General features: G+C 59.0%; 28 protein-coding genes and 1 pseudogene. 18 read left to right on the top strand and 11 right to left on the bottom strand.

Annotated features, from left to right (window positions below; translation table 11 throughout):
- Positions 1 to 6: 6 nt before the first annotated feature.
- From HMPREF2681_RS03725 to HMPREF2681_RS03710, 4 genes are all read right to left on the bottom strand, one after another.
- Positions 7 to 1,365, bottom strand: coding sequence for an acid phosphatase (locus HMPREF2681_RS03725; RefSeq protein WP_070546092.1), 1,359 nt, complete (start codon positions 1,363 to 1,365; stop codon positions 7 to 9).
- Positions 1,366 to 1,645: 280 nt separating this feature from the next.
- A complete protein-coding gene (locus HMPREF2681_RS03720) occupies positions 1,646 to 2,512 on the bottom strand; it encodes a 3-hydroxybutyryl-CoA dehydrogenase (RefSeq protein ID WP_070546090.1) in 867 nt (288 codons plus the stop codon).
- Between the two features lie 184 nt (positions 2,513 to 2,696).
- Positions 2,697 to 3,314 carry a hypothetical protein gene (locus tag HMPREF2681_RS03715; RefSeq protein WP_070546088.1) on the bottom strand — a complete coding sequence of 206 codons (618 nt, stop codon included), beginning with the start codon at positions 3,312 to 3,314 and terminating at the stop codon, positions 2,697 to 2,699.
- On the bottom strand, positions 3,314 to 3,637 hold the full coding sequence (locus tag HMPREF2681_RS03710; RefSeq protein ID WP_070546114.1) for a putative quinol monooxygenase: 324 nt from the start codon (positions 3,635 to 3,637) through the stop codon (positions 3,314 to 3,316). Before HMPREF2681_RS03710 ends, HMPREF2681_RS03715 begins: the two co-directional genes overlap by 1 nt.
- 106 nt (positions 3,638 to 3,743) lie before the next feature.
- On the opposite strand from HMPREF2681_RS03710, the gene HMPREF2681_RS03705 reads away from it, so the two are divergent.
- On the top strand, positions 3,744 to 4,298 hold the full coding sequence (locus HMPREF2681_RS03705) for a gamma carbonic anhydrase family protein (RefSeq protein ID WP_005510604.1): 555 nt from the start codon (positions 3,744 to 3,746) through the stop codon (positions 4,296 to 4,298).
- A gap of 62 nt (positions 4,299 to 4,360) precedes the next feature.
- Here the strand turns inward: HMPREF2681_RS03705 and HMPREF2681_RS03700 are convergent, their stop codons facing one another.
- On the bottom strand, positions 4,361 to 5,068 hold the full coding sequence (locus HMPREF2681_RS03700; RefSeq protein ID WP_016423140.1) for an isochorismatase family protein: 708 nt from the start codon (positions 5,066 to 5,068) through the stop codon (positions 4,361 to 4,363).
- 171 nt (positions 5,069 to 5,239) lie between these two features.
- Between HMPREF2681_RS03700 and HMPREF2681_RS03695 the strand changes: the two genes are divergently transcribed.
- Positions 5,240 to 6,193 carry a DUF808 domain-containing protein gene (locus HMPREF2681_RS03695; protein WP_069359251.1) on the top strand — a complete coding sequence of 318 codons (954 nt, stop codon included), beginning with the start codon at positions 5,240 to 5,242 and terminating at the stop codon, positions 6,191 to 6,193.
- On the opposite strand, the gene HMPREF2681_RS03690 is transcribed toward HMPREF2681_RS03695, so the two are convergent.
- The gene (locus HMPREF2681_RS03690) at positions 6,190 to 6,726 is read right to left on the bottom strand and encodes a YchJ family protein (protein WP_172954619.1); all 537 of its coding nucleotides are present in this window, start codon (positions 6,724 to 6,726) and stop codon (positions 6,190 to 6,192) included. The genes HMPREF2681_RS03695 and HMPREF2681_RS03690 overlap by 4 nt on opposite strands.
- An 80-nt stretch (positions 6,727 to 6,806) precedes the next feature.
- Complete coding sequence (locus tag HMPREF2681_RS03685) at positions 6,807 to 8,240, bottom strand: GuaB1 family IMP dehydrogenase-related protein (RefSeq protein WP_070546086.1); 1,434 nt, start codon at positions 8,238 to 8,240, stop codon at positions 6,807 to 6,809.
- A gap of 152 nt (positions 8,241 to 8,392) precedes the next feature.
- Between HMPREF2681_RS03685 and HMPREF2681_RS03680 the strand changes: the two genes are divergently transcribed.
- From HMPREF2681_RS03680 to HMPREF2681_RS03660, 5 genes are all read left to right on the top strand, one after another.
- Positions 8,393 to 9,643 carry a glutaminase gene (locus tag HMPREF2681_RS03680; RefSeq protein ID WP_049189376.1) on the top strand — a complete coding sequence of 417 codons (1,251 nt, stop codon included), beginning with the start codon at positions 8,393 to 8,395 and terminating at the stop codon, positions 9,641 to 9,643.
- A gap of 98 nt (positions 9,644 to 9,741) precedes the next feature.
- Positions 9,742 to 10,614, top strand: a complete 873-nt coding sequence (locus HMPREF2681_RS03675) for a patatin-like phospholipase family protein (RefSeq protein WP_070546084.1) — start codon at positions 9,742 to 9,744, stop codon at positions 10,612 to 10,614.
- A 295-nt stretch (positions 10,615 to 10,909) separates the two neighbouring features.
- Positions 10,910 to 11,434, top strand: a complete 525-nt coding sequence (locus HMPREF2681_RS03670; protein WP_005510587.1) for a CBS domain-containing protein — start codon at positions 10,910 to 10,912, stop codon at positions 11,432 to 11,434.
- 51 nt (positions 11,435 to 11,485) lie between these two features.
- Positions 11,486 to 12,727, top strand: a complete 1,242-nt coding sequence (locus HMPREF2681_RS03665) for an MFS transporter (RefSeq protein WP_070429175.1) — start codon at positions 11,486 to 11,488, stop codon at positions 12,725 to 12,727.
- A 146-nt stretch (positions 12,728 to 12,873) separates the two neighbouring features.
- Positions 12,874 to 13,758, top strand: a complete 885-nt coding sequence (locus HMPREF2681_RS03660; RefSeq protein ID WP_070429176.1) for a hypothetical protein — start codon at positions 12,874 to 12,876, stop codon at positions 13,756 to 13,758.
- A 47-nt stretch (positions 13,759 to 13,805) separates the two neighbouring features.
- On the opposite strand, the gene HMPREF2681_RS03655 is transcribed toward HMPREF2681_RS03660, so the two are convergent.
- Entirely contained in the window at positions 13,806 to 14,300 is a 495-nt protein-coding gene (locus tag HMPREF2681_RS03655; RefSeq protein WP_070429177.1) for a 2'-5' RNA ligase family protein, read from the bottom strand.
- A 372-nt stretch (positions 14,301 to 14,672) separates the two neighbouring features.
- Between HMPREF2681_RS03655 and HMPREF2681_RS03650 the strand changes: the two genes are divergently transcribed.
- From HMPREF2681_RS03650 to arfB, 10 genes and pseudogenes are all read left to right on the top strand, one after another.
- Positions 14,673 to 14,948 (top strand): amphi-Trp domain-containing protein, encoded by a 276-nt coding sequence (locus HMPREF2681_RS03650; protein ID WP_049170663.1) that lies wholly within the window; start codon positions 14,673 to 14,675, stop codon positions 14,946 to 14,948.
- A gap of 259 nt (positions 14,949 to 15,207) precedes the next feature.
- The gene (locus HMPREF2681_RS03645) at positions 15,208 to 15,516 is read left to right on the top strand and encodes a hypothetical protein (protein ID WP_005510705.1); all 309 of its coding nucleotides are present in this window, start codon (positions 15,208 to 15,210) and stop codon (positions 15,514 to 15,516) included.
- 288 nt (positions 15,517 to 15,804) lie between these two features.
- Positions 15,805 to 17,517: a SulP family inorganic anion transporter gene (locus tag HMPREF2681_RS03640; RefSeq protein WP_049189369.1), complete on the top strand. Its 1,713-nt coding sequence runs from the start codon at positions 15,805 to 15,807 to the stop codon at positions 17,515 to 17,517.
- Positions 17,518 to 17,706: 189 nt separating this feature from the next.
- Positions 17,707 to 18,249: a DUF488 domain-containing protein gene (locus HMPREF2681_RS03635; protein WP_049171224.1), complete on the top strand. Its 543-nt coding sequence runs from the start codon at positions 17,707 to 17,709 to the stop codon at positions 18,247 to 18,249.
- Between the two features lie 361 nt (positions 18,250 to 18,610).
- A pseudogene (locus HMPREF2681_RS03630) lies at positions 18,611 to 19,677 on the top strand (LLM class flavin-dependent oxidoreductase).
- A gap of 82 nt (positions 19,678 to 19,759) precedes the next feature.
- Positions 19,760 to 20,119: a Cd(II)/Pb(II)-sensing metalloregulatory transcriptional regulator CmtR gene (locus HMPREF2681_RS03625; protein ID WP_012359887.1), complete on the top strand. Its 360-nt coding sequence runs from the start codon at positions 19,760 to 19,762 to the stop codon at positions 20,117 to 20,119.
- The gene (locus tag HMPREF2681_RS03620; RefSeq protein ID WP_070546082.1) at positions 20,116 to 22,008 is read left to right on the top strand and encodes a heavy metal translocating P-type ATPase; all 1,893 of its coding nucleotides are present in this window, start codon (positions 20,116 to 20,118) and stop codon (positions 22,006 to 22,008) included. The genes HMPREF2681_RS03625 and HMPREF2681_RS03620 overlap by 4 nt, the downstream gene beginning before the upstream one ends.
- 205 nt (positions 22,009 to 22,213) lie before the next feature.
- A complete protein-coding gene (locus tag HMPREF2681_RS11110) occupies positions 22,214 to 22,378 on the top strand; it encodes a hypothetical protein (protein ID WP_160310014.1) in 165 nt (54 codons plus the stop codon).
- A gap of 157 nt (positions 22,379 to 22,535) precedes the next feature.
- Entirely contained in the window at positions 22,536 to 23,126 is a 591-nt protein-coding gene (locus tag HMPREF2681_RS03615; RefSeq protein WP_180950653.1) for a putative glycolipid-binding domain-containing protein, read from the top strand.
- 31 nt (positions 23,127 to 23,157) lie between these two features.
- Complete coding sequence (gene arfB, locus HMPREF2681_RS03610; protein WP_010187974.1) at positions 23,158 to 23,601, top strand: alternative ribosome rescue aminoacyl-tRNA hydrolase ArfB; 444 nt, start codon at positions 23,158 to 23,160, stop codon at positions 23,599 to 23,601.
- A 54-nt stretch (positions 23,602 to 23,655) separates the two neighbouring features.
- On the opposite strand, the gene HMPREF2681_RS03605 is transcribed toward arfB, so the two are convergent.
- Positions 23,656 to 23,916, bottom strand: coding sequence for a HigA family addiction module antitoxin (locus HMPREF2681_RS03605; protein WP_049189394.1), 261 nt, complete (start codon positions 23,914 to 23,916; stop codon positions 23,656 to 23,658).
- Between the two features lie 34 nt (positions 23,917 to 23,950).
- On the bottom strand, positions 23,951 to 24,232 hold the full coding sequence (locus tag HMPREF2681_RS03600; protein ID WP_070546080.1) for a type II toxin-antitoxin system RelE/ParE family toxin: 282 nt from the start codon (positions 24,230 to 24,232) through the stop codon (positions 23,951 to 23,953).
- A gap of 287 nt (positions 24,233 to 24,519) precedes the next feature.
- Between HMPREF2681_RS03600 and HMPREF2681_RS11180 the strand changes: the two genes are divergently transcribed.
- Positions 24,520 to 24,843: a type IIL restriction-modification enzyme MmeI gene (locus tag HMPREF2681_RS11180; RefSeq protein ID WP_049189366.1), complete on the top strand. Its 324-nt coding sequence runs from the start codon at positions 24,520 to 24,522 to the stop codon at positions 24,841 to 24,843.
- A gap of 219 nt (positions 24,844 to 25,062) precedes the next feature.
- Here the strand turns inward: HMPREF2681_RS11180 and erm are convergent, their stop codons facing one another.
- Positions 25,063 to 25,917: a 23S ribosomal RNA methyltransferase Erm gene (gene erm, locus HMPREF2681_RS03590; protein ID WP_070429178.1), complete on the bottom strand. Its 855-nt coding sequence runs from the start codon at positions 25,915 to 25,917 to the stop codon at positions 25,063 to 25,065.
- Between the last annotated feature and the right edge of the window lie 131 nt (positions 25,918 to 26,048).

The raw sequence follows: 26,048 nt of genomic DNA, 5'->3' as shown, positions 1-26,048 counted from the left end.
GACGTTTTAGTTGGTGACAGTGACGCTGCCATCGGCGTTGACAACAACGTTGGCGGCCAGAGCGCGAGCCAGGTTCATGCGAACGTGCTGCCCCTCACCGTCAGTGCGGTCGAGCGGGTAACCGGATGGGATTGCAGTCTGAGCAAGGATGGAGTTGCGCTGTTCCTCAGTCAGCTGCGGGAAGCGAGTCTCCAGCAACCCTGCGTAACGCTTCGGAACTACAACTGGCTCATTAGCCGGGCCAACCTGCTTGAAGTCGTAGGTCATGCGCTCGGTGTACTGCTGAACGGCAGCTGCGGTGCTCATGTACGGGGTGTCCTTGGCAACGCAGTTGGCGATGGTGTCGCCACAGCGGTACTCGAGCTCCGTACGCAGCTCATCCATTGCTTCTTCGATGAGTGGGCGGAACTCTGGGTCTGCCCAACGGTCAGCTGCGGCCTGGTTGCCCATCATGCGGCCGCCCATAACGTCCAGAGGGTAGTGGACGCCCATGACAAGGCGAGAATGACCGGCCTCGGACGCACGCGCCTGAATCTGTGGTGCAACCTCCGGCAGCATCAGGGCCAGCAGGGTTGAAGTCCATGCAGCCTTGTTGGTGTGACCCGACGGGTAGGACGGCGTGGTCGAGTACGGGTCATCCTGGCCTTCGCGGTAGTAGCGCTCGATGCGCTCCGGTGCCACCACAAACGGGCGATCGTAGCCGTAGACGTACTTCTCGAAGAAGGTCGAGCTGACCAGACCGCCGCCGCGAGCAAGGTTGCCGGACAGCAGGGCCTTCACCTTCGGCAGGCGATCCTCGTCGTAGGCATCACGGAAGTGCTGACCCAGGTTTGCACCGAAAGCAGTGGAAATATTGGCCAGTGGGTCTAGGTAGTCGTCATCAAGAGCGAGTTCCTGTGCCTGCGGGTCATTCTTGGCAGCGTTGTTAATGCGGACGACCGTTTCGAGGTTCTGGTCCATGACCTCTGGGTGGCTCTTCTCCAGCTCCACGAAAGGATGCACAACGTAGAAGTAGAACCAGTTATCGGTGGCGGCATCCGATGGGTACGCGCGCGCAATCTGGTCCGGGCGGTACGAGGTTGGCTTCGGCGCATTCGGGTCGGTGTTTTCCCCGGAAGATGATGGCAGCGAAATGGAATCCGGGACCTCCAAGCCACCGCCGGGCAGCTTAATTCCCTCTGGAGCGGCCACATTAGCTGGGAGATCAGAAACAGAGTCCAGGCGGTTGCCCAGCTCGGCCAACGGGTTGACCGGAGCTGCCACGGCCGTTGCCGGCGCAAGCCCCATTACAACTGCCACTGCTGCGGTAGCAGCGCCGACGCGAGTACGAGTTGCAATGCGCTTGTGCGGCTTCAAAGAAGACACTGAAACATTCCTTTCCAGATTGCTGCGTGGGAGGCACCAGTTGTGAAGTGCTCTATAATCCAAGGTCTGACAAAATCTTCACTTATGTTAAGCGCACTGTGAGGTTTCGGCTCGTTGAAAAGAAACAAGTTTTCAAGATACTAGCGCCAATCGTGGGAACTTTGCCCCTCAGACGCCGGGTTTTCACTGATAAATGCATAAAAGAAACCGGTTGGCGGGATAAACGCCCGTCAACCGGTAAGAATTCAATACTCGCCCCAAACGGGGCTAAAAGCGTGGACTACTTGGAGTAGTCGTAGAAGCCACGGCCGGACTTGCGGCCGAAGTGACCCGCCTCAACCATGCGCTTGAGCAGCGGAGGTGCCGCGTATGTCGGCTCCTTGTACTCATCGAACATGGCATCGGCAATGAACTTGATGGTATCCAGACCAACCATGTCGGCCAGAGTCAGCGGACCCATCGGGTGCGCACAGCCATTGACCATGCCGGCATCGATGTCCTCTGCGGTAGCGATGCCGTCCTGCAGCATGCGGATAGCGCCGAGGATGTACGGAACCAACAGAGCGTTAACAATGAAGCCCGAGCGGTCCTTAGCGCGAATGACGGTCTTGCCCAGCGCCTCGGAAGCGTACTCGTACGCACGCTCCGACTGAACATCACCGGTCGTCAGAGTAACGACATGCTCTACCAGAGGCAGAACCGGAACCGGATTGAAGAAGTGCAGGCCCATGACACGATCCGGGCGCTTGGTGGCTGCAGCAATGGACTGAATTGGCAGCGAGGAGGTGTTGGAAGCCAGGATGGCATCGTCCGACTCAACAATCTCATCGAGCTGCGAGAAGACGCTGGCCTTTACTTCCGGGTTCTCCACGATGGCCTCGATGACCAGCTCACGGTCAGCGAAGTCTTCCAGCTTGGTGGTGAAGCTAATACGCCCCAGAATCTCATCACGTGCAGACTGCTCTAGCTTGCCACGGGAAACGGCCTTATCCAGCGACTTTTCAATACGGGCGCGACCGGACTCAAGGAACTCTTCCTTGGCCTCCCAGACCTTGACATCGCTACCGGCCTTCGCACAGACCTCAATAATTCCGGAGCCCATCTGACCGGCGCCGACGATACCTACTCGCGAGATGCTATTTGCCATTGGCGTATTTTCCTACCTTCTACTCTGGGTTATTAGTCAGCATTGCGCTTCATCCGAGTGCACATTCGCTTGACGACGATCACAGCGCACTGGCTTTATTTACACGCTACTCACTTCCCCGGTTCCCCGGGCACGCTTTGCAGGACTTTTTACTTGAATTTTCCCCACGAGGTTTAGGCAGCGGCTAGTACTGCATACGTTTTTCCAGCGCCTGCTGAATATCTTCCAGCTGCTGCTGAGAAGAGCGTGCCAATTCTTGCAGGTCGTTTCCGCCATGCTTTTCCAGTTCTTCCCACTGGCCGAGCATCTTATCCAGGCTGCCTTCCATCAACGTCAGATAAGCCATATCTGCGTGTGGCCCCTCCTCGTTTTCGAGGCGAGTCATGGTGGAGGTGTCGAGCTTGGTCTCAGACGGATCGACATCGACGCCGAGAGTCTTGACTAGCTGCGATTCCTCTTCAGCAAAGATTGGCTCCGCCTGCTGCGCAATCTTTCGGGTCTCTTCCGAGACCGTTTCCTTCGCAATCAGCGTCTGCGATGCTTTCTTCAGCGCCGCAGTATCCGCCGCCAGCTGAGCCAAGTTATCCCGAATAGCGGCGGTGGAGGCAACAGCACTCGGCGCCTGGCTTGACTGATGTTGGCTGCCCTCCAAAGCTGCCTCATCGCTGTCCCCACAGGCACTGAGACCAACGACGAGAGCAGAGGCCAGCACAGCAGAGCCAATACGCAGGCCGCGTCCAATCAGAGAATAGGTGTCGCTGCTGGAAGTGGCTGCGCCATCGCGAATGGTGTCTGAGGACATTAGTCGACCTGCAGCTCGCCCATGCGATCCCAGTCCTGCTTATCTGGCAGTACCTGCGAGACAATCTTCGGGGTCTCAGCGAGCAGCGGCTTCATCGCCTCCAGTCCCTTGGCGAAGTGCTCGGAATTGACGTGGGCTTCACCAGCGTCATCATCGAATGCCTCGACGAGAATGTACTGGTTGGGGTCTTCTACGCTGCGGGACCATTCAAACCACTTGTTGCCAGCCTCTGCGCGGGTGGCAGCGGTGAACTCAGCGACGTGGTCCATCCATTCGCCGGCAAACTCCGGCTTAACTTGGTAATTCACAACGATAAAAATCATGTCGCCCACTGTATGCGCGTCCAAGCAGAATTGCACCCTTCGACGAATAGAGTTTCGCTGAGAATTTTTCTTACGCTGACCTCAGGTGACAGTTATATTGGTTTGTATGATGAACACTCCGCTCATTCTCACGTACCAAGATAAGACCCCACGCATTCATTCCAGCGCCTGGATTGCGCCCGGCGCGGTCATTATCGGTGATGTCGAAATCGGTGCGGATAGCTCCGTGTTCTACGGTTCTGTTCTCCGAGGTGACGTCGCACCGATCCGCATTGGCCAGCGCACCAATATTCAGGACAACTCCACAGTCCATGTCGACCGGGGCGTGCCCACGATTCTCGGCGATGATGTCACCGTCGGACACATGGCCTTGGTCCACGGCACCACGGTTGAAAATGGTTGCCTCATCGGCATGAAGTCCACCCTGCTTTCGCGTTCCCGTATCGGCGCTGGCAGCCTCATTGCTGCAGGTGCCGTGGTGTTGGAAGATCAGATTATCGACCCCAGGTCGCTGGCTGCAGGCGTTCCCGCCAAGGTGCGTCGTGAACTCTCCGCCGAGGAAGCAGAGGGCTTCATCGCCCATGCAGGGCGTTATGTGGAAACAGCGTCCAACCACCGCCACCTCCGCGAGGTCGACCTGGATATGGTGACTTTTAACTAGGCGGCTGCCGAGGCGCCTAGCTAAGCGGCTAGGCGGATTGTTTGACGGTCAGCGTCGCAGCACTACACCACTGTCGCGCCCGCCGCGGCCAATTCCGCTAGTGCAGCCTTGCCGCGCTCCGGGTCCACCGCCGCGACCTGATTGCTCAGAACACGAACGGAAAAGCCCTCCTTGAGGCCATCGAGCACTGTGGCGCGGACGCAGTGGTCAGTCGCAACTCCCACCACATCGATTTCTTCGATGTCAGAGGCGCGGAGAGCGTCGGCAAGCGAAACGCCAGCCTCCGTTGTTCCCTCGAAACCGGAGTAGGCGGCGGCGTACTCCCCTTTTGTGACATCGATACGCACAGCAGCGGGGTTGAGCTGCTCAAAAAACGCGATGGCGCGCTGCATGCCGGGGTGAATCTCTGCGCCAGGGGTACCTGCAACACAGTGTTTCGGCCAGGTATCGACGAAATCCGGGGTTTCAGAGAAGTGCGTGCCTGGGTCGATGTGATTGTCACGGGTGGTCGCAAGAACCGAGTACTTGTTAGCTGTGCCCGCAACATGCAGATATGTAGCGGTGTACGCTGCCTCAGCACCGTCGACGGCAAGTGCGCCACCCGCGGAAAAATCATTCTGAGCGTCGACGACTACCAGTGCCATGCGGGGACGCGCCGGGCGCTGCTGTTCCTCGGAGTGGGCGTCATTGCTGGTGTCTGCCTCGGTGCCAGCGTTGTCCGAGTTGTCCGCATTGACCTGTCGGTAGATTTCGGAGAAGGAAGCGTTCATGGCCTATATCTTGCCACGTGCCCACGTTCAGAGGAGCACGTGAACTATCGACCGGACATCGACGCCCTACCGACAACACAGAGTCAATCCGGGAAAGCGGTTAAAATTGCTCCGGTAATTCTTTGGTACGACGACGGCTCCTGGTCGCGTCCTCCAATACGGGAGGTTTTTATGGCAGGCGGACTTGTCGCGCTGCTTGACGACGTTGCCACGATTGCACGTGCTGCAGCGGCAACAACAGACGATATTGCGGCTGCGGCCGGCAAAGCTAGCGCTAAAGCCGCCGGTGTTGTGGTTGACGACGCTGCGGTAACGCCTAAATTCGTCGAGGGTGTCTCGCCGAAACGCGAGCTGCCGATTATTTGGCGTATCGCCAAGGGCTCCTTGGTCAATAAAATTGTCATTATTCTGCCGATTGCATTGCTGCTAAGTCAGTTTCTGCCCTGGGCGCTGACGCCGATTTTGATGCTCGGTGGCTCCTACCTGTGCTTTGAGGGCATGGAAAAGGTCTGGGAGAAGATTAAGCACCGAATCTCTCCCGATCAGACTGAGCAGGAGCGGATAGAGGCGGCGACCAACCGCACACCACAGAATGAAGATTCGCTGGTGAAGTCTGCAATTTTCACAGACTTGATTCTCTCTGCGGAAATCATGGTGATTTCTCTCAATGAGGTCGCTGATCAGCCGCTGCTCAATCGCGCGCTGATTCTTATTGTGGTCGCACTCATCATCACGCTTGCGGTCTACGGCGTGGTGGGCCTCTTGGTCAAGATTGATGACATTGGCCTGCACCTGCAGTCCAAGAAGTCAGCCGGTATCAGCAAGTTTGGTACGGCACTGGTCAAAGCCATGCCAATCGTTCTGAACACGATCGGCATTATCGGCACGTTTGCCATGTTGTGGGTCGGTGGCCACATCATGGTGGTCGGCCTCGACGAGCTGGGCTGGCATCTCCCCTACCAGCTGGTCCACAACCTTGAGCAGCTGTTTACCGGCGGCTTCCTCGGCTGGTTGGCCAATACCACCGGCTCACTGATTTTCGGCACCATCTGGGGTGCAATCATTGTGGCGATTGTCGCCGTGCTGCCATTCGGCCACGGCAAGCACAACAAGTCTGATGCTTAGGAGTACGTGACCTCGCCGTCGACGTAGACCCAACGTCGCGCACGCCGAACAAAACGGGAACGCTCGTGCATCGTACCGACACCGTCATGGTCATGAAAAGCCGCTTCAAATTCCACGATGCCTTCGCGGTCATCCTCGCCGCCATCGACAGCGTTGATGATGGTGAGTCCTTCCCATTCCACACCGTCATCGACATTGATAACTTCCGGGCGGTAGCGCGGATGCCACGTCCGCCAGATGTAATCCGCCTCGTGGGCAGCGTAAGCGCTGTACCTCGCTGCCATCAGCTCAGCTGCGGTCACCGCCTCCCGCTCACCGCGGTGCAGCGGGCCACAGCACTGCCCGTAGAGTCCCCCACCACACGGGCACAAATCGGAATCAGTAACGCGGGCGCGGGCGAAAAATGCGTTCCCGCTTCCTGCTCTAGCACCGTTTCCTGCTACCAGTCCAGACTCCGTTACAGCACTGTTTTCTCTTACCTGCCGACCCATAATCGCCAGCCCCTCCCCAATCTTGCACGTGGTACTAAACACGTCCTAGCAACGTCTTTACATACCTACCAATTGGCCCGCAGCACCGCTAGTCGGCTTAGCCCCGAGAGGCTTGACGACGGCTACCGCGTCGCCCTCGGCATTCCTTCCGCAAAGCCCGCAGCGGATTGAATTCCCACCACTGCCCGCTCAGCGAACTGCTCGATGGTGGCCGAACCCGCGTATGTGAACGAAGAACGTACGCCCGAGATAATGCGATCGATCTGGTCCTCCACGCCTTCGCGGCCTGGCTCCAGGTAGATTTTCGCAGTCGAGATGCCCTCTTCGAACATCTCGCGCCGGGCCTTCTCAAAGGCCTCTACCTGTGCATTTCGGCTCTCCACCGCACGGTGTGAAGCCATGCCAAAGGACTCCTTGAACATGCGCCCGTCGACGTCCTTTTGGACATCCCCTGGGGACTCGAAAGTACCGGCAAACCACGAGCCAATCATCACGTTGGACGCACCCGCAGCCAACGCAAGCGCAACATCGCGAGGATCCTTCACTCCACCATCAGCCCAGACATGCACGCCGCATTCACGGGCAGCTGCAGCGCATTCGAGCACGGCAGAAAACTGTGGACGCCCAACTCCGGTCTGCATTCGGGTTGTGCACATCGCACCCGGACCGACGCCGACCTTAATAATGTCGGCTCCCGCCTCCGCTAGGTCGCGAACACCATTGGCGGTCACGACATTGCCAGCGGCAATTGGCACAGGTGGGTTGAGCGCGCGGACTCGTCGTAAAGCACGGAGCATCGATTCCTGATGACCGTGGGCGGTATCGACAACGAGCACGTCGGCACCTGCGTCGAGCAGTGTCTTCGCGCGCCCTTCAACATCACCGTTGATGCCAAGCGCCGCACCGACGCGCAGCTTGCCCTCCGCGTCGACAGCCGGCTTGTAAAGCGTCGCCCGCAGCGCGCCTTTACGCGTGAGGATACCCACCAGCGCGCCATCGGCATCCACCACCGGAGCGAGTTTGCGCCCGGATGCGGTGAGCTGGTCGAAAGCGTCACGGGGCTCAATATCGGCCGGAAGCGTAAATAGCGAAGTGGACATGAGCGTCCCCACCTGCGCAAAGTTGTCAACGCCCGCCAGATCACGGCCGGTAATCAGACCAACCGGTTTGTTGTCTTCCACCACCACTGCCGCACCGTGCGCGCGCTTCGGCAGAAGATGGCGCGCATACCCCGCGGTGTGGTGAGGCTTGACGACGATTGGAGTGTCGAAAACCAGCCCAGCGGACTTGACCTTGCGGATGGTCTCAGCAGCAATGTCAGCTGGGACGTCCTGCGGCAGGATGGCAATTCCGCCTCGGCGAGCGGTGGTTTCGGCCATCCGGCGACCGGAGATGGCCGTCATATTGGAGACCACAATCGGAATGGTTGTGCCGGTGCCATCATTGGTGGCCAAATCGACACCCATGCGAGAGCCGACGGATGACTTTGACGGCACCATGAAGACATCGCTGTAGGTCAACTCGTAGGGCGCGGACTGATCGTTGAGGAATTTCACACACCCCAGGATATGCCGATTTTTCCGGCGCGCACGGTGAGAGTGCACAGAGGTGAGCATCAGTGGCTGACCTCGCCTGGTGTAGGTTCGAACGGGACTCCATTGACTCAACCGGGATTTTTCAGCCCAGGAAAGATGCTTAGCAGAATCTGATGAAAACGCCGATCAAAGATTACTTGTCCGAAATCGTCGAATCCGTCCGCCCCGATGAGTCTGGCGAGGTAGCGGACTATATTCCCACCCTTGCCCAAGCTAATCCCGACCGCCTGGCACTTGCTATGACCACCGTGTCAGGTCGCACCTACGCCACGGGCGACACCGATACTGAATTCACCATTCAGTCGATGTCCAAGCCCTTCGCTTATGCCGCAGCCATCACCGAGCACGGCACAGACAAAATCGACAGCATTGTGGGCACCGAACCTTCCGGTGAGGCTTTCAACGAGCTGTCGCTGGAGCAGGGCACGCACCGACCAAAGAATCCGATGATTAATGTCGGTGCACTGACCATCAACCAGTTCGTATGCCAGCCAGGTGCCAACTGGAAGACTCGCACCAAGCACATGGTGGAGCTTCTCTCAACTTTGGCTGGCCGTAAGCTCCGCGTTGACTACGATGCCTATGAATGCGAAATGGACACTGCCCATCGAAACATGTCCATCGCACATATGCTGGCAGCTTACGGTTTCATCGAAACCACGCCCCACGATGCTGTCCGCGGCTACACCGCACAGTGCTCCGTGCTGGTCAACACTCGCGATGTCGCCATGATGACCGCAGTGTTGGCCAACGGTGGCGTTAACCCGGTCACCAATCAGACTGTGCTCGGCCGCTCGGTTGTTCGCAGAGTCTTGTCCGTGATGGCTATTGCCGGCATGTATGACGAGGCCGGTGAATGGTTTACCGAGGTCGGGATTCCCGCCAAGAGCGGTGTCGCCGGCGGCTTGCTGGGAGCGCTGCCTGGACAGGCGGGTCTTGCAGCCTTTTCGCCGCGATTGAACGACCACGGCAACAGCGTCCGCAGCATTGCCATCTTCCGGAAGCTCTCCGAAGATTTGGGTCTTCATCTCATGGATGCCGATGCGATTGGTTCGCGTGCGCTGCGCGGTACGCGCGTCAGCAATGGCCGCTCGATCATCGAGATTCAGGGCCCAGTCAACTTCACTGCGGCCGAGATCATTCTCAACAGGTTGGCGACTTCCACACCGTCGGAAAGCGAAGTTGTCTTCGACGTCAGCCGCGTTGGCATTGTCAACCCGGTGGGACGCACGTTGATTCTGGAAGCGATGCGACGTCTGAGCCATGACGGCAAGGAGATCTTGTTCTACGACCCGGAGGGCGTACTGCCGAACCCAGATATGGGCGAGGGGCTGCTGCCAGTCATCCTCCAGGATGCGCCGTAAACTGCGCTAACCGAAATCCAATATGGTGACGTTCGGGTAGTCTTGAACGATCGTAACGCCCGAAAGGCAGCAGCGCGAGAACAACCGGAGGGATGTAAATGCAGGTCAGCGATGTGGCATTAGTCTTCGAGGGCGGAGGGACTCGCAATAGTTACACGGCACCTTTCGTCGAGCGGCTACTTCGCGAGAGCATCGATGTCGGCTGGGTCGGTGGCGTAAGCGCCGGCGCCTCTCACGTGGTCAATTACCTTTCCCGGGATATCCAGCGCTCTATAAATAGCTTCACTGACTTCATCGCGCAGCCGGACAGCAGTGGCTGGCGCCCAATGTTGCGCGGACGCGGCTATTTCGATGCCGAGTACATCTATGAAGACGCGGGACTTCCCGACGGCGCCATGCCCCTGGATTACGAGACTTTTAAGAACAATCCAACTCCCTACCGGATTTCTGCTGTCCGAGCGGATACGGGCGAGACCATCAACTGGGGGCCGGACGATATCCCAGATCTACCTACGCTGATGAAGTACACTCGCGCCAGTTCGACGATTCCGGGTGTCATGCGTATGCCCTATATTGATGGCGTTCCGTTCGTCGACGGTGCACTGGGATCATCAGGTGGCATTCCCATTAATGCCGCCGAAGCAGATGGTTTCAAGAAGTTCCTCATCGTCCTGACTCGCCCGAAAGGATTCCGTCGCACCGCCCCTAAGCGCCCACAGCTACTGCGCCAGATTTTCCGCAGTAACCCGGTGGTGGCTGAGCTGCTTATCACTAGACACGAGCGCTACAACGCTTCTCTCGATTGGGCCGCTGAGCTTGAACGAAAAGGCCAAGCATATGTTTTCTACGCCAATAACATGAGCATCACAAAGGCGGAGCGGAGGCGGTCGAAGCTGCTGCACAACTACGAGCTCGGCCGGGCGCAAGCTGATGCCGAATGGCCAGCAATTCGAGAGTTCATGAGCTTATAGCTTCCGCCACCTTTAGGAAGCTTTTCGTTCATTCCTCTTTACTGTGTACGTAACCTTGTGTTAACCTTTGCGTAGCGAACAACCTCGTTAGGTAAGGCTCCTATATCCACATAGGCCGCTGCCCTGCACTTCATCGAGAGTTTCGAAAGCCTCTCGAAGCAAGGTTCCATCTCAAGTGGCCACCTTTAGTTACGGCATTACATTGCCAACACTTTTAGGCGGGGAGCCATAATTTTTCAATCAACAGTAATTCCCTCCTAGCAAAGGAGCTGGGATACCTGGAAAAGGATCCACAATGACACAGACACAGAACACCATCGCCAACTTCTTCAAGCCGAAGTCTTCAATCAGCCCGTACAGCCTCCTGCCTGACACCGTAAGCATGCACATGACGGATTCTTACGTTGCGCTGCCGGAGGACATCACGGTCGGTGAGGCACTGAGCACCTACGCAGCCGAATTTGCTGGTCTCGATGACGATACCTGTGTCTTCCTCGTCGACGATGAAGGCTACCTGACCAGCGATATTACGCTGAAGGAACTCCGTGAGTACGCCGACCGCGATGCCTACATGAACACCGTCGGCGCCCCGGTGAAGGTCTTTGTCAAGCCCGAGGATCCAGCTGCAATCAGGGCTCGCCAGCTTATTGACGGGCCCCTCAGCGAGCTGCCCGTCGTCCGCAGCGGCAAGCTGGTAGGTGTCCTCACCGACCGCATCTCTGAGCGCATTCTTGGCAGGACAAAGGCAGCTAAGAAGTCAAAGAAGTCCAAGGGATTCTTCTCGCCGATTACCGCGTTCTTCGGCGCCGCCAATAACTAGGGCGACTAACTTGGGTAGACGACCCGAGTGACTCAATAGGCCAGCTAGCGTTTGTTAGCTGGCCTATTGTTGTTACCACACTGTTCTATCCCCACAGATGAGAGCCCTCAGGAGGCAACCGTGATACGAGACTGGATTCGGGTAGCCCTGGGCATGTTCGCGGTTGCGTTTGGAGCCAACCTCTTCGCACCACTCTTGCCCGCGTATCGAATAACCGATGCTCTCAACCAGTCCCAGGTCACCTTTCTCTTCGCCATCTACGTCGCAGGGCTCATCCCCGCACTACTCATCTGCGGCCCACTTTCCGACCGGCTCGGCCGTCGCGCCATCATCCGGCCTGCACTCATAACCTCTGCCGTTGGCTCAGCCGTCCTACTCACCGGCATCTGGTTCCACTTCCCATCACTTCTGGTAGGACGTCTTATCATCGGCATTTCGATGGGCATGGTAATGGCCGCCGGTGCCTCGTGGATCAAAGAAATTGCGCCCGTCGCACCTCAAATTTCTGCCCGGCGCGCAACCGTTGCACTCTCCGCCGGATTCTCCCTCGGCCCCCTGGCTTCCGGGTTGGTCGCAGAATTCACCCCGCGCCCTGATGTCATCCCCTACCTCGTTCATCTCGCACTGCTGCTTTTTATCGCACCACTAACATGGAACGCCTCCGGCGGATTACCGGCGGCAGGGCACAGCGACTCTCCGCAACGGTTCTTCTCCTCTGCCACTCTAAGCCCGAGGTTCCTGTGGGCAGTCGCCGCTTGGGCACCGTGGGTCTTCGGTGCTGCGTGCACATCCTTCGTCGTCCTGCCAACAATCGCCGAATCCCGCTACCCCATCGCCTTCGCCGGGCTCATCGCCTGTATCACGATGGGCACCGGCGTTTTGGTGCAACCACTGGTCACTCGCATCAGTTCCAGCAGCTTTATCCCACCAGCTATTTTCGGTCTTGGCTTAACGACGGTCGGAATGCTGCTCAGCCTCATCGTCGTACTCACCCAGAATGTGTGGAGCGTTTTCCCCGCTGCTCTGGCCCTCGGTGCTGCGTACGGCGTAATGATGGTCTCCGGCCTCCGCGAAGTGCAAATTATCGCACCGCCTGCTGAGCTGGGTGCTGCCACTGCTATCTACTATTCGCTGACCTATGTTGGTTTCTTCGCTCCTTTTGTTATTTCTTTCGCGGCACCGAAATTCGGTTTCGTGCCCGTTTTCATCTTCGGTGCGATTATTGCGTTGGTATCCACGTACCCCGTGGCAAAGGTTGCACAGTCTGCGGTGAGGTCCGACGGAGCGTCGTGAAGCAGACGCGACTGAAATTCTTGATATTGGGAAGCGTGCTGAGGCGAGCTCTTGTATTCTTTCTTTCACAAAAGATTGGCTCCGGCTCAGGACATCTGATCAGGTTGCATAGGTTGTTGAAATTCAGCTCGATGGAATGAGGAATCATGAAGCAGCGCAGCTCTGGAATGTGGAAGAAAATTGCGACAACCGTCGTCGCAGGTTGTACAAGCGCCGCCCTGCTCACCGCATGCGGCTCGGGAGAAGAAAGCAACAATGCCGGTGGCGAGGCAGGCAAAGAGTCGACCAGCAAGATGACAAAGGCAGACGGGTCAGCTCCAGCTGCAGCCGAAGATCAGCTCCTGCTCACTAATGAAGTTCAAGGTGTGGACTTCTCCAACAACAGGATTAATGGGTACAAGGACGCAATGGAGATGTTTTCGGAGGATTCTTTAGATATAGAGCCGGCCGAATGTGCCACTTTCATCAAGCCAACGGAAGAATTGGAGCGAGCTGTCAGTTCTTTCGCTAACTTGGACGCAGAAAAGGTCACCATCGCTGTCTCAGTATTGAAGAACCCTCAGACCTACCAGGAGTACACAGATGTTCTTAACAAGTGCTCTGAGGTGACCGCTTCGATGGATGCTTCCGACCTCGTAAACGAATCCATGGAAGGCCAGGAACTTCCTCCTGAGGCGCAGGAGATGCTCAATGACATGGATATGACAACCACCATGAAAATGCACCGGGAAAAGTGGGAGCCGGATCTTTCCGTCAAGCCAGATGAGCTCACTGCACACGCGACAGTTGTGGACATTAGCTCCGGTGGCACTAATACTGATGCCACCAGCTACGACATTGTCGGCGTTGTCAATGGCGTGATGGTGATGGTGTCCGCTGCCCCGATTCCAGACGTTCCATCAACCGGCGCGGAAAATGCGACACAACCAATGGAACTTGCACAGGCGACCCCAGAGTCCAAGGAAGCGGCAAAGAAGCGCGCCTTGGAGGTCTTCGATGCCCAGGCAAAGAAGATTATGGACGCCGCTTAGTGGCCGCTTGGCTGCGCTGCTTTTGAAAAGTTGCGGCGTGCGGCGCGCTAAAACTCCGTTAATTCCTGCACTTTGGGACTCCAGAACGCAGCGCGTGGTGCACTAAGAGTTTTGAAGTGCGGGCTTGTTAGTTCATCAAGAGCCTGGACGTAACCGAGAACCATATCCCGCGGGATTCGCAGCCCCATAGTCAGGTGCGGAATCCAGCGGGAGCCGCGACCTTCAGGGTTAAGACGACTGATCTCACGAGCGGCTTCTTCCAGCTCATCGCTTGTTTCTAATAACCATGCGACAGTCTGTTTACTCTTTGTGCCGAAAACTACCGTTCCTACCCTGCGGAATTCCGCAGGCATCAGCGGTGGGAGAATTTCGGCTGCTCGTTGGATTACCTCCGGGCTCATGGTCGGTGCGAAGGTGACAGTGATGTGGGGCTTTTGATTCTGCTGCGGGAATCCACGCTCTGCCAGTTGCACAAATATCTCTTTAACCTGCGCCTCTTGCTCAGGCAGAAGGTACATCAGGATGTTGTCGGGTGACACCATGTGACGTTTACTCCTCCCCTATTGCTGTCGGTCGACACGTTTGAGGCGCTACCCAAGGGCGCCGTTACTAGAGCTCCTAACCTAAGACACTTAGGACCTTGCACCCCAGAGCATAGCGTAGGGATTTTCCACAATTTATAACCTACCTATAGAAATTTCTAGCCTCTTGTTATTTAGCCCGGTAAAAACCACTTTTTATTGGGATAATGGGGATAGACAGGCTTCCTGAAAGCTTTCTAGACCATCTTCAAAGACAGTGTGGAGTGACGGCCGATTCTCCACACTGCACAAATACCTACACGGCTGGAAAGGTAAGTGAGGACATGGCACCGAAACCTAAAAAAAATTACACCCCCGAAGAATCAAAAGCTGGTGAAGAGCAAGGCAAGCTTCAGCCGCGATGAGCTCGCGGATTTGCTGGAGACGCTGGCAGCTCGCATCCGCGCCGGGGAAATGACTCTCGGCACTGGTGAGTCCACGGTGACGATGACCATGCCGACATCGTTTAATACCACGATGGAAGTCGTCGATTCCCGAAAGCGTGCTGGCATCGAGCGCGAGCTGGAGCTGGAAATTGACTGGATGGTCGACGAGGCTGGCGAGCCCGTCGAAAAGCCAGGACCAGCATCTGGCTTCGCAATCTCCTAGCAGGCTTGTTGCTGTCCGGTTTGGTCCGCGCAGTGTTGACTAAGCAAAGGGCGACTTCGGAATTGTCTTCCGAAGTCGCCCTTTGTCTTGGCTCTTAATTCTGCAGGCCTTACGCCTTAAGCACGTATCGCAGAATCTCTACAACCTGGTCGGTCGTCGTACACCACGCCGAATACACCCGTCAGGCACCCACGCCTCCCCACATCGCATGAGGTGACGCTAACCTAATTCAGGAAAATTCGCGACGAAGGGAACGCGCATGGCCAAGGGCAAGAAAGGCGACAAGGGCAAGAAGAAGGACGCCGCCAAAGCCAAGAAGAAGGCTGCGGCAACGACCTCGCTACGCCTGCCCGAATACTCGAAGGCCGAGGCCAAAGCCGCGAAAAAGCTCGCCGGCAAGGACCCCTTTAAACTGGCTGCGATGACGCCGAAGAAGAAGTGCTGCAAATCCGGCATCCGCTGCCTGCGCTGCCCCGTGGTGCTACACAAGCTCAATCGCGAGATCAAAAACGGCGAAGTCGACCATGCCGCCCTGCTGCTCGTCGCCGCGAAAGCCCGAATCCGGTAGCCGGTCCTCGCCCCCCCCCCAGCCCGCCGTCGGGCCCGTCCTATGAGCAGTGGTGTCGCGCACTGTATGGCACTGGTACCGATTCTCCCGGGCTGTCTGCTCTTCGGACACCGGCTCACACGCGTCACTCCAAGCACCGCGACAACGCTCCAGCGAACTCCCGCCAGGTCAGGAAGTTTTATTCCGTCGACATGAGGCCTCGGCCAGAACCGGGAATGCGGCCGTCGGAGGATGATACCTTGTGTATCCTTTGAGTGTCATTGAGCCCTGAAGGAGCAAGAAAGTAGCATGACCCGCCCCTCCTCCGCCGCCTCTACGGTGGGCTTCCAATCTCGTGCCCTGCGTTTCGCACCGCGCCGCTCGGACTGGTCCCGCGCGACGATTGGGCGCGACCTCTCGGCAGGCCTCATGGTGGCCCTCGTCGCACTCCCTCTCGCGCTCGGCTTCGGCGTTGCGTCCGGTGTCGGCGCGGCGGCCGGAATTACGACGGCCATCGTTGCGGGTATCCTGGCCGCGATCTTCGGCGGTAGTAACGTCCAAGTAAGCGGCCCGACCGGCGCAATGACCGTCGTGTTAATCCCCATCGTGGCCAACCATGGTGCCGATGGGGTTCTCGTCGTCGGCGTGCTGGCAGGGCTCATGCTGCTCGTACTGGCGTTCACCGGCGCTGGCCGCGCGATGAAGTACATGCCACTACCTGTCGTCGAAGGTTTCACCGCCGGTATTGCGTTAATCATCGGCTTACAACAGCTGCCTGCAGCACTTGGTGTTGACGTGGAGGGCGAGAAAGTCCTCGGGTTGGCGTGGGGCTCAATCAATGCTTGGTTAGATACTCCGGCATGGCAGGCGCCCGTGATGACCCTTGCAGTAGCGGCTGGAATCGTGCTTGCTGCGCGCGTCCGTAGTGGCTTCCCCGCGGCGCTAGTGTTGGTAGCTGCAGCAACGGCCATCAACATGCTGGCAGACAGCGGCCTGAAGACAATCGGCTACATCCCGTCGACATTGCCTGCTCCGCGCTGGCCAGAGATTCCGTGGGAGCACCTGGATTCCTTGCTGTTTGCAGCGGTCGCCGTCGCAGCTCTCGGTGCGCTGGAATCGTTGCTGTCTGCGACGGTTGCCGACGCAATGACTGTCGGCGACCGGCACGATCCCGACCGCGAACTCTTCGGGCAGGGCGTGGCCAACGTCGTCGCGCCCCTGTTCGGCGGGATTCCCGCAACCGCCGCGATTGCCCGAACTGCCGTCAACGTGCGTGCAGGCGCAGGCACACGCCTGGCAGCGGTGTTCCATTCGCTGCTCCTGCTCGTGGCCGTGCTCGTCGCGGCCCGGTGGGTGGGCGAGATTCCTCTCGCCGCGCTCGCCGGCGTGCTCATCGCCACTGCGATTCAGATGATCCACCCGCGGAACCTCCGCTCGGTGATACGCGCCACCAAGGGCGACGGGGCGACCCTGCTCATCACAGCTGCCGCCACCGTCGTGTTCGACCTTGTCGTCGCCGTACTCATCGGCCTTGTAATGGCGGGCTTCTTCGCACTGCGCGAGACCGCCCGCACTGCGGTGTTGGAAGCCGCCCCACTAGACGAGGGAGACCACCGCGACAAGGAACGCGAGCTCCTCGACGAGCACATCGCCGCCTTCCGTATGGAAGGCCCTCTCTTCTTTGGCGCAGCGCACGATTTCCTCCTCGAGCTCGCTGATGCCTCGTCGGTCAAGGTTGTCGTACTCCGCATGCGCTACGTCACGACGATCGATGCCACCGGCGCCCAGATGCTCGCCGACACAATCGGGCGCCTCGAACGCCGCGGTACCAGAGTCCTGCTCGCAGCCACGAAGCCCGAACATTTTCCGGTGTTGCGCGAACTCGGCGTATTCGACCAGCTTGCACACGAGAATCACGTCTTCGACAACACCCCTGACGCCATCGCCCACGCCCGACTGCATGCCTCACGCATTCAGCACGAAGAGTCTGATGGCACATCCGCAGCATCGCAGAGTCAATAGCTTGGCTGAGCCAGACAATGGTCACTCCGTCGCAGTCGACCCTGCAATCGTGGGTCCACGTCCCCATCGCGCGATGCTTGAAAGACCTTTACACGTTGCACTTAAACTCCACGACGTGTCGTTGCAAAGTCACCTTCTCATTCGTGAAGCCGATGTGGGTGTAACCGCTTGGCGCGTAGCATTGGCGACATGCGCATTTTCACCGTGGGCCACTCCAACCTCGAGTTCGAGGACTTCGCTGAAATGATCAAAGCTGCCGGTGTGGCATCCATCGTGGATGTGCGCAAGCTGCCCGGATCCAGGAAGTACCCGTGGTTCAACGGCGACTACCTTGCCGAACACCTTCCTACATGTGGCATCACTTACAGCAGAAGCGAGGGCCTCACCGGGCGGCGCAACGTGTCCCACTCGGTGCCGTTTGAGGTTAACGGCAACTGGCGTAACCGCAGCTTCCACAATTACGCCGACCATGCGCTGGGCGAGGAGTTCTCCGACGCAATCTCGCAGCTACGGGCGAACGCCGCGGAAACCCCCACCGCAATCATGTGCGCCGAGGCGGTGTGGTGGCGCTGCCACCGGCGTATCATCGCCGACCACCTCATCGCCCACGGTGACGAGGTTGGCCACATTATGGGTCTGGGTGCAGCCGGGGCGAAGGTGAGCGAGGCAACGCTCAACGACGGCGCAGTCATCGGCAACGATCTCCTCGTGCGCTACCCCGAGCGGGGCTAGCGCGTACACCAGAGGCCAGTGGGTGCGGAAACTCGGACTACGACCCAGTGAGCCACGGCATCCTCCTCGGCCTGACCTAAGGCGCGACTTACGCCTTGTATTCATGGAGCGCCCACCACCTTATGAGCAGCAGCATCGGAGGCACACCAGCGGATAGCACGCTCAAACGAGCTTTAGGTTAGGAAATCTGAACCGCGCAATCTAAGAAGAGCACCGGCAACCCCGGTAGTGTGCCCCAAAGCGTCGAATCGAAAAACGTACTACCGACTTGCCACGGCCCTAGACGTCGAGCTTGAACTCCACGGCATCTCGTTGCAAAGTTACCCCCTCTCGTTAACACCATCAAAAGGAGTGTTATCCAATGAAAGCGTTCGGCTTCTTAAGCTTCGGGCATTACGCCTTCGGCAGCTAGCGCGGGCCATCTGCAGAAAAGATCGCCAAGACTCATCTGGAGATCACCCAGGCTGCGGACGAAATCGGCGTGAACAACGCGTCCTTTCGTGTCCACCACTTCGCGCCGCAGGCCTCCGCCCCGATGCCGCTGCTGGGTGCTGTCGCGGCCACTACCAAACACATCGAGGTGGGCACCGGTGTCATCGACATGCGCTATGAAAACCCGCTCTACCTCGCCGAAGAGGCCGCGTCGCTGTACCAAATTTCCGGTGGCCGCGTGGCCCTGGGCATCTCGCGCGGCGCCCCCGAGGTGGCTGACCGCGGCTGGGAGGCCTTCGGCTACTGGGGTAAAGCGCCCAACGGCGCGGACGTGGCGCGAGCCCACCTCGAGGCGTTCATGGCTGCAGTGGACGGCAACGGATTCGCCACCGCCGCACCGCTGGACCGGCAGTACCCCAACATATTCCAACCCGGCTCCGCCCTGCCGGTCTTCCCCATGGCGCCCGAGCTGCGTAAGCATATTTTCTACGGCTCCGGCACCCACGCTTCTGCCGAGCAAACCGCCAAGGACGGGCTCAACCTGATGTCCTCCACCCTGGTCTCCGAGACCACCGCCGAGACTCTGGGCGAAATCCAGGCGGATCAGATCAGCCGCTATCGCGCCGCGTGGAAGAAGGCGGGCCACGATTGGACGCCGCGCGTGTCGGTGTCCCGCTCTATCTTCCCCATCGTCGACGGCGCGGACATGCAGTTGTTCGGCATGCAGGCCTCCGGCTCCGATCAGGTGGGCATGCTTCCCGACGTCGGCGCCTCCACCTTCGGCCGCACCTATGCCGCCGAGCCGGACAAACTCATTGAGCAGCTCAAAGCCGACGCCGCCGTCATGTCCGCCGACACCCTGCTCATCACCATCCCCACCGGGATGGCGTCGACGTCAACGTGAAGATCTTGGACAACTTCGCCACGCATGTCGCCCCCGCGTTGGGTTGGCAGCCGAATCACGAAGGCCCAGTTACCGGCTATCTCATCGACTAATTCCTGCAGTTCGCAAGCTCTTCGCTTCAATGTCAGTTCAGTGCGTGTTGAATAGTTCAGTAATTGCTGTATAGTTCAGTATATGCTGACTATTGCTTCACGCCTCGACGTCATGAACCGGCTCGGCCGGGCCATGGCGGATCCGACGCGCTCCAGAATCCTGATCACCCTACTCGACGGCCCGAGCTACCCGGCCGTGCTTTCGCGCGACCTGGACCTGACCCGCTCGAACGTCTCGAACCACCTGACCTGCTTGCGTGACTGCGGCATCGTCGTCGCCGAGCCGGAGGGCCGCAAGACACGCTACGAAATCGCCGATCCGCACCTCGCGACAGCGCTCAACGCACTAGTGAACGCGACGTTGGCTGTCGACGAAAACGCCCCGTGCATCGACCCTGAGTGCTCGGTGCCCGGCTGCGACGGAAAAGGAGCGGACGCATGAGTTCAGCATGTGGATGCGAACACGAACCAGCCACGGAGATCGAAGATCTCGATCGGCCATGGTGGAAGGACCCCGAGTTGCTACTGCCGATCTTCTCCGGCGTAGCCCTCTGCATAGGTCTGGCGCTGGACTGGTCCGGACTAGAGACACCCGCGACAGTTCTGTTCTGGATCGGCCTGCTGCTAGGGGCGTATACGTTCACGCCCGGCGCTATCCGGAACCTTGCCACGAAGCGCAAGCTCGGCATTGGTTTGCTGATGACGATCAGCGCGGTCGGCGCGGTAATCCTCGGTTACGTCGGAGAGGCGGCGGCGCTAGCGTTCCTGTACTCGATCGCCGAGGCACTGGAAGACAAGGCGATGGACCGGGCCCAGGGCGGACTGCGGGCACTGTTGAAATTGGTACCGCAGACCGCGACGGTGCTGCGCGACGGTACGACGGTCGAGGTCGCAGCGAAGGATCTCGTGGCTGGCGAGCTGATGCTCGTGCGCCCCGGAGAGCGGATCGCCACGGACGGCATCATTCGGTCTGGGCGCTCCAGCCTTGACACCTCAGCGATCCCCGGAGAATCCATTCCGGAGGAGGTTGCGCCCGGCGACGAGGTGCCCGCGGGAGCAATCAACTCCGCCGGCGTGCTGGAGGTCGAGACGACCGCAGCTGGAACGGACAACTCGCTGACCACACTCGTGGACCTGGTCGAGCAGGCGCAGGCGGAAAAGGGCGACCGCGCCCGGATCGCCGACCGGATTGCCCAACCCCTAGTGCCCGGGGTGATGATCCTGGCGGTGCTGGTCGGCGTGATTGGCTCGCTGCTGGGCGACCCCGAGACGTGGATCACCCGCGCGTTGGTGGTCCTGGTCGCAGCATCGCCGTGTGCGCTGGCAATCTCGGTGCCGCTGACGGTCGTGGCCGCGATCGGCGCGGCCAGCCAGTTCGGCGTGGTCATCAAATCCGGCGCGGCGTTCGAGCGACTCGGCGGCATCCGCCACCTGGCGGTGGACAAGACCGGAACCCTTACCCGCAACCAGCCCGAGGTTACCGACGTGGTCCCGGCAGACGGATTCGATCGGGCTCAGGTGCTTGCTTTCGCGGCGGCAGTTGAGCAGCAATCGACGCACCCCCTCGCCGCTGCGATCGCGGCAGCGGGGCCCGAAGCGCCCGCTGCCTTGGACATCAGCGAGGAAGCCGGGCATGGCATCGGCGGCACCGTCGAAGGTCGACGGGTACTTGTGGGCAGTCCCCGGTGGATCGACGCCGGGCCACTGAAGGCAGACGTTGAGCGCATGGAGTCCGAGGGCCAGACCTGCGTCCTTGTCACCGTCGATGACGCTCTCGCCGGGGCGATCGGGGTCCGCGACGAGCTGCGGCCCGAGGTACCCGAAGCTGTGCAGACCCTGCACGCCAACGGCGTGGAAGTGAGCATGCTCACCGGCGATAACGCTCGCACCGCCCGGGCTCTGGCTGAAATCGCCCGAATCGACGATGTGCGCGCTGAGCTGCGCCCGGAGGACAAGGCAAGCATCGTCGCCGAGCTCTCCTCCAAGACGCCGACGGCGATGATTGGCGACGGCATCAACGACGCTCCTGCGCTGGCGGGCGCGACGGTGGGCATAGCAATGGGAGCGACCGGCTCTGATGCCGCAATCGAGTCCGCTGACGTCGCCTTCACCGGCCACGACCTCCGGTTGATCCCGCAGGCGCTGCAGCACGCCCGTCGAGGCAGCAGGATTATTAACCAGAACATCGTGCTGTCTCTGGCCATCATCATCGTGTTGATGCCGCTGGCGATCAGCGGCGTGCTGGGTCTGGCCGCCGTCGTATTGGTTCACGAGGTCGCTGAAGTTATCGTGATCTTGAACGGCCTGCGGGCTGCGCGAGCGAAGCGCTGAGGCGCACCTTCGCCCAGCGCGCTGGCTCTCCAGCGCGGATCTTTGAAGGATCGAGCTGCTCAGGGACCAAGCGTCGTCTCAAAACTTTTGATGCCGCGCTTCATCGACACGACCCGCGACTACCTAGGCAGCGTATTTAGCAAAAGGACCCGACACCTATCAGGGTTGCCGAACCGTCGCCGGTCCAGTTGCCGTAACCAACTAGATGGAGATTCTTCACCGCGGTTTCGCGGTCGCGCATGAGGTGGCGGAATGGGCCGAGGGCCGGACGGAAACCAGTGCACCAGATCAGATGGTCGTGGTCGAGCTCGCTCAAACTATCGAAGATGGGGGCAGCGGTGAGCTGGCCGGAATCGCGGAGCTCACGTAGATGAGGAAGCGCGAGAATGTCCCCGAGGTTCGGGCCGGAATCGCCACCGAGAATCCGGCGGCGGCTGCCCGCGTTAAACGTTGAATTTGAACTCGACCGAGTTTCAGTCGAAAGCTACCTGCCTTTTCGCACCATCAAGCGTGGTAAAATCCTCACCATGGAGCGCACGTATAAGTGGGAGCATGTCAAGACTCCCCTCATCCGGAACGAGGCCGCAGTTCATTTTTTAGGAGCCGGTTTGACCGCTTCCGGAGTGCAATACGGCGATGGATACAAGGCCACGTGGGAGCTGCGCGCCGCGGAGAACTGGGTGACCGAACGTGTGTCGGTGAACGTTGAAGGCGACGGATGGGGGCGAAGCCTCGAGCTGTTTAGGTCCGAGCAAGGCGTGTGGTCGGCGGAAACCAATGAAGAGGGCGCCCAGCCTGAAGATCTGCCCTCCCCCGGTATCGTCCAGTCAGCCGACCTGAAAGCCGCACTCGATTGCGATCTCGGTCTGTGCCCTCTCACCAACACAATGCCTATTCGTCGCTTGACGCTGCTTGAGACTCAGGTCCCGAAAACGCAGCTGATCATGGCTTGGATTGATATACCGTCCCTCCAGGTGATCGCATCAGACCAGTACTACAGCTCCGTCGATGCTGAAACTGTCCGATACAAAAGCGGAACACGGGGAGTCGACGTCGAGTTGGAGGTCGACGGTGACGGCGTGGTCGTACACTACCCTGATCTCGCACGGCGGGTCTGATCCGGAAACAACTCTAACTAAGCTGGGCGGTATGAACGACCTGACCATCGCGCCTGGCCCAGGGATCCCCGGGGGTCTGGTCATCGTCGCCGCCGACCTGACGGAGCGGTTCGCGAAGTCGTCGGGACCAGGCGGCCAAGGCGTCAATACTACGGACAGCAAAGTGCAGCTTTCCGTCGATATCGCTACGTGCTCATCGCTTTCCGACGCCCAGCGTCGCCGCGTCCTCCACAACCACGAGCACCGCCTAGACGGCACCGTCCTTACCGTTACCGCATCGACCCAGCGATTGCAGGTACGCAACCGCGCCGAGGCACGCGAACGCATGGCCGCCCTCTTGCGCGAGGCGCTCGCTCCGCCTCCTCCCCCGCGGCGCAGGACCAAGCCGACGCGGAGCTCGGTGCGACGCCGTCTCGAAGCGAAAAAGCGGCGCTCGGAACTCAAGTCCACGCGACGGCGGCCCCAAATTCCCTAGTTCGAACCATCCGCATGCATATCCTCACGCTGACGGACCTGGTTCGGGTAACCGCTACGCTGAGACAGCTTGGACCGGTTGAATCCGCTCGATTTCCGAGAGGATCTTGTCTTCCGCAACGTCCAAGTCATATTGAGTCTGTAACCCGAGCCAGAACTGGGGGCTCATTCCGAAGAACTTAGCCAAGCGAAGAGCAGTGTCCGCGGTTACAGCCCGCTTACCGTGAACAATTTCGTTGATCCGGCGGGGCGGAACGCCGATGGAGACTGCGAGCTTGTGCTGGGTGATCCCCATTTCCTTGAGAAAGTCCTCCATGAGAATCTCACCGGGGTGAACCGGAGGGAGCTTGTCAGTGGTAGTCAACGATCTCAACCTCCTCTGGCCCCGCGGCGGACCAACGAAAACAGATCCGCCACTGGTCGTTGATTCGAATGCTGAACTGACCCCGCCGATCACCTTTCAACGCCTCGAGCCGGTTTCCCGGGGGAATCCGTAACTCATCAAGAGTCTGCGTGTACCCAAGCTGGCGAAGCTTGCGCAGCGCTACTAAGTGAATGCGGGAATCGATCGAGCGAACTCGCTCTCGATTCCACAAACGCTCAGTGTCCTTGTCAGCGAACGACTGGATCATGCTTCACCCTATCCCCCATAACGCGAAGCGTCAATAACGCTACACGTTAAATTTGAACTCCACGGAGTGTCGGCGATAAATAACCATTTTATTCGCAAGTGCGGAAGTAGCAACGAAATACCGCTAAAACGGACAACATGGGGGTGCACAGAAATACATATAGGTTCTGCGGAAAACCTATAGGGATCGTCGCTATAAACCGCTGTGCGTGGAAAACATAAAGGGTTTACGGACCCGGTCCCAGCCCCCTCAATACTCTGAGCCGGGAGAATGGAAAATGGAAGTCGATGTATCCCCACTATTCATTTTTCCGTTCTTCGGAGTACACCGGGAGCTACTCCTTCGGACCAGCTCCGTGTGAACTAGATGAGAAAGCGCAGCAGCGAATCATCGACGCTGGACAGTTGGTACTGCGGGCCCGCGAGCGGCACCCCGAGGGGTCACTCGCGGAGCACTACAACCCGTTAGCGATGGACCAAACTCTGCTCAAGGCTCACGACGAAATGGACCGAGAAGTAAATAAAGCTTTCGGTGTGGCACGCAAACTCACCAACGAGCGCCAGCGCCAGGAGCTACTGTTCGCCAGCTACGGGGAGTTGTCGAGGGGCTAATCTCCTCGCTTCCATCAAAATCGAAACCACCAGCAGGGTCGTTCCCCGTGCGGGTAATTTTGATCGGCCCCGCTGCTGGGTATAGAACCCTGTCGCCGGCAACGCCGGGAACTATGACTGTGCCCGACGAGAACACGTCACTGTCATAACCCGGCTCACGGTAGACCAGCACTGGTCGTCCACTACTACTGGTGGATTTCGGTTTGGGTGGCGGGGAGATTAACGCCGCCGGCCTCGTTTTTTGCGTTGAGGAGGGCGTTGACTACTTCCCGATTGTGAAATTGGCCGATGGTGCGATGGAGAGGAACCAGTCACCTGAAAGAGATCGATCCAGTCGCTGGTGCGCAATCTGGGGGGTAGGGTTGCGGGGTCGATTCCTCGCGAGCGCAACCATGATTGTGTATCTGAACGTGATGAAAACAACCCTGCCCTTCGGAGAATTTCCCCTATCCCGCGTCCCCGGGCGGTGAAAACGGTGTGCACCATAGCCTGAAAGGCTTTGCGTTGCTCTATCGGGATCTTCGGGTCACCCACCCGGCGGATCACTAAGATCCCCCCGTCAACGTTAGGCTGTGGACGGAAAGCAGACCTTGGTACTCGGGAACCAAGGTGAAACGTGAACCATGGGGACCACTGAGCCGTCATCATCGTGCTTGCGCCTACCCCGGCCCGGCGGCGAGCGACTTCCCACTGCATGAGGAGTACAGCGTCAGTCCATGCCGGCGCATGCAACAACTTTCGAAGAATGGCAGTGGTGAGGTGAAAGGGAATGTTTCCCACAATGACGCAGGGAGTGGCGGGTAACGGGAAGTTAAGGAAATCATCATGGACCACTTCGACCGACGCCGAGGCGGTCTTTTTTGTGAGTTTGGCAGCTAGTTTTGCGTCTACCTCAACTGCCGTTATTGCCCTCCCCAAGCGGGATATCGGGTGAGTGAGGGCACCGCTTCCCGGCCCGATCTCGATGATGGGGCCGGTGGTTTGTTTTACAAGATCGACGATGGTGTTGATGATCTTTTGGTCTGTGAGAAAATTTTGGCCATGTTCGTGACGGCCGTATCCGTATGTAGACATCAGGTGTGCTCCGTGGAGTTGAAACGGAGCCGGGCATGGCAAATGGCCGCCCGGCTAAAGGACCGGAGCGGTTTTTGACCCGCGGGAGGGAGAAAACCGCCTTAGCGGTTGGTGAGCGGCCGCATGAAAAC

Source organism: Corynebacterium sp. HMSC064H12 (assembly GCF_001809925.1).
Classification (GTDB): domain Bacteria; phylum Actinomycetota; class Actinomycetes; order Mycobacteriales; family Mycobacteriaceae; genus Corynebacterium; species Corynebacterium jeikeium_D.
This window is presented reverse-complemented; position numbering and strand designations above follow the sequence as displayed.

What these genes read in the sequence shown, in the direction of transcription:
- HMPREF2681_RS03705 (WP_005510604.1), top strand. Translation starts at nt 3,744, where the DNA reads ATGATGAACACTCCGCTCATTCTCACGTACCAAGATAAGACCCCACGC.
- HMPREF2681_RS03655 (WP_070429177.1), bottom strand. Translation starts at nt 14,300, where the DNA reads ATGGTGTCACCCGACAACATCCTGATGTACCTTCTGCCTGAGCAAGAG.
- HMPREF2681_RS03720 (WP_070546090.1), bottom strand. Translation starts at nt 2,512, where the DNA reads ATGGCAAATAGCATCTCGCGAGTAGGTATCGTCGGCGCCGGTCAGATG.
- HMPREF2681_RS03615 (WP_180950653.1), top strand. Translation starts at nt 22,536, where the DNA reads ATGGAGCGCACGTATAAGTGGGAGCATGTCAAGACTCCCCTCATCCGG.
- HMPREF2681_RS11180 (WP_049189366.1), top strand. Translation starts at nt 24,520, where the DNA reads ATGTATCCCCACTATTCATTTTTCCGTTCTTCGGAGTACACCGGGAGC.
- HMPREF2681_RS03715 (WP_070546088.1), bottom strand. Translation starts at nt 3,314, where the DNA reads ATGTCCTCAGACACCATTCGCGATGGCGCAGCCACTTCCAGCAGCGAC.
- HMPREF2681_RS03675 (WP_070546084.1), top strand. Translation starts at nt 9,742, where the DNA reads ATGCAGGTCAGCGATGTGGCATTAGTCTTCGAGGGCGGAGGGACTCGC.
- HMPREF2681_RS03635 (WP_049171224.1), top strand. Translation starts at nt 17,707, where the DNA reads ATGCGCATTTTCACCGTGGGCCACTCCAACCTCGAGTTCGAGGACTTC.
- HMPREF2681_RS03710 (WP_070546114.1), bottom strand. Translation starts at nt 3,637, where the DNA reads ATGATTTTTATCGTTGTGAATTACCAAGTTAAGCCGGAGTTTGCCGGC.
- HMPREF2681_RS03695 (WP_069359251.1), top strand. Translation starts at nt 5,240, where the DNA reads ATGGCAGGCGGACTTGTCGCGCTGCTTGACGACGTTGCCACGATTGCA.
- HMPREF2681_RS03620 (WP_070546082.1), top strand. Translation starts at nt 20,116, where the DNA reads ATGAGTTCAGCATGTGGATGCGAACACGAACCAGCCACGGAGATCGAA.
- HMPREF2681_RS03645 (WP_005510705.1), top strand. Translation starts at nt 15,208, where the DNA reads ATGGCCAAGGGCAAGAAAGGCGACAAGGGCAAGAAGAAGGACGCCGCC.
- HMPREF2681_RS03600 (WP_070546080.1), bottom strand. Translation starts at nt 24,232, where the DNA reads ATGATCCAGTCGTTCGCTGACAAGGACACTGAGCGTTTGTGGAATCGA.
- arfB (WP_010187974.1), top strand. Translation starts at nt 23,158, where the DNA reads ATGAACGACCTGACCATCGCGCCTGGCCCAGGGATCCCCGGGGGTCTG.
- HMPREF2681_RS03680 (WP_049189376.1), top strand. Translation starts at nt 8,393, where the DNA reads ATGAAAACGCCGATCAAAGATTACTTGTCCGAAATCGTCGAATCCGTC.
- HMPREF2681_RS03670 (WP_005510587.1), top strand. Translation starts at nt 10,910, where the DNA reads ATGACACAGACACAGAACACCATCGCCAACTTCTTCAAGCCGAAGTCT.
- HMPREF2681_RS03660 (WP_070429176.1), top strand. Translation starts at nt 12,874, where the DNA reads ATGAAGCAGCGCAGCTCTGGAATGTGGAAGAAAATTGCGACAACCGTC.
- HMPREF2681_RS11110 (WP_160310014.1), top strand. Translation starts at nt 22,214, where the DNA reads ATGGAGATTCTTCACCGCGGTTTCGCGGTCGCGCATGAGGTGGCGGAA.
- HMPREF2681_RS03605 (WP_049189394.1), bottom strand. Translation starts at nt 23,916, where the DNA reads ATGGAGGACTTTCTCAAGGAAATGGGGATCACCCAGCACAAGCTCGCA.
- HMPREF2681_RS03625 (WP_012359887.1), top strand. Translation starts at nt 19,760, where the DNA reads ATGCTGACTATTGCTTCACGCCTCGACGTCATGAACCGGCTCGGCCGG.
- erm (WP_070429178.1), bottom strand. Translation starts at nt 25,917, where the DNA reads ATGTCTACATACGGATACGGCCGTCACGAACATGGCCAAAATTTTCTC.
- HMPREF2681_RS03700 (WP_016423140.1), bottom strand. Translation starts at nt 5,068, where the DNA reads ATGAACGCTTCCTTCTCCGAAATCTACCGACAGGTCAATGCGGACAAC.
- HMPREF2681_RS03640 (WP_049189369.1), top strand. Translation starts at nt 15,805, where the DNA reads ATGACCCGCCCCTCCTCCGCCGCCTCTACGGTGGGCTTCCAATCTCGT.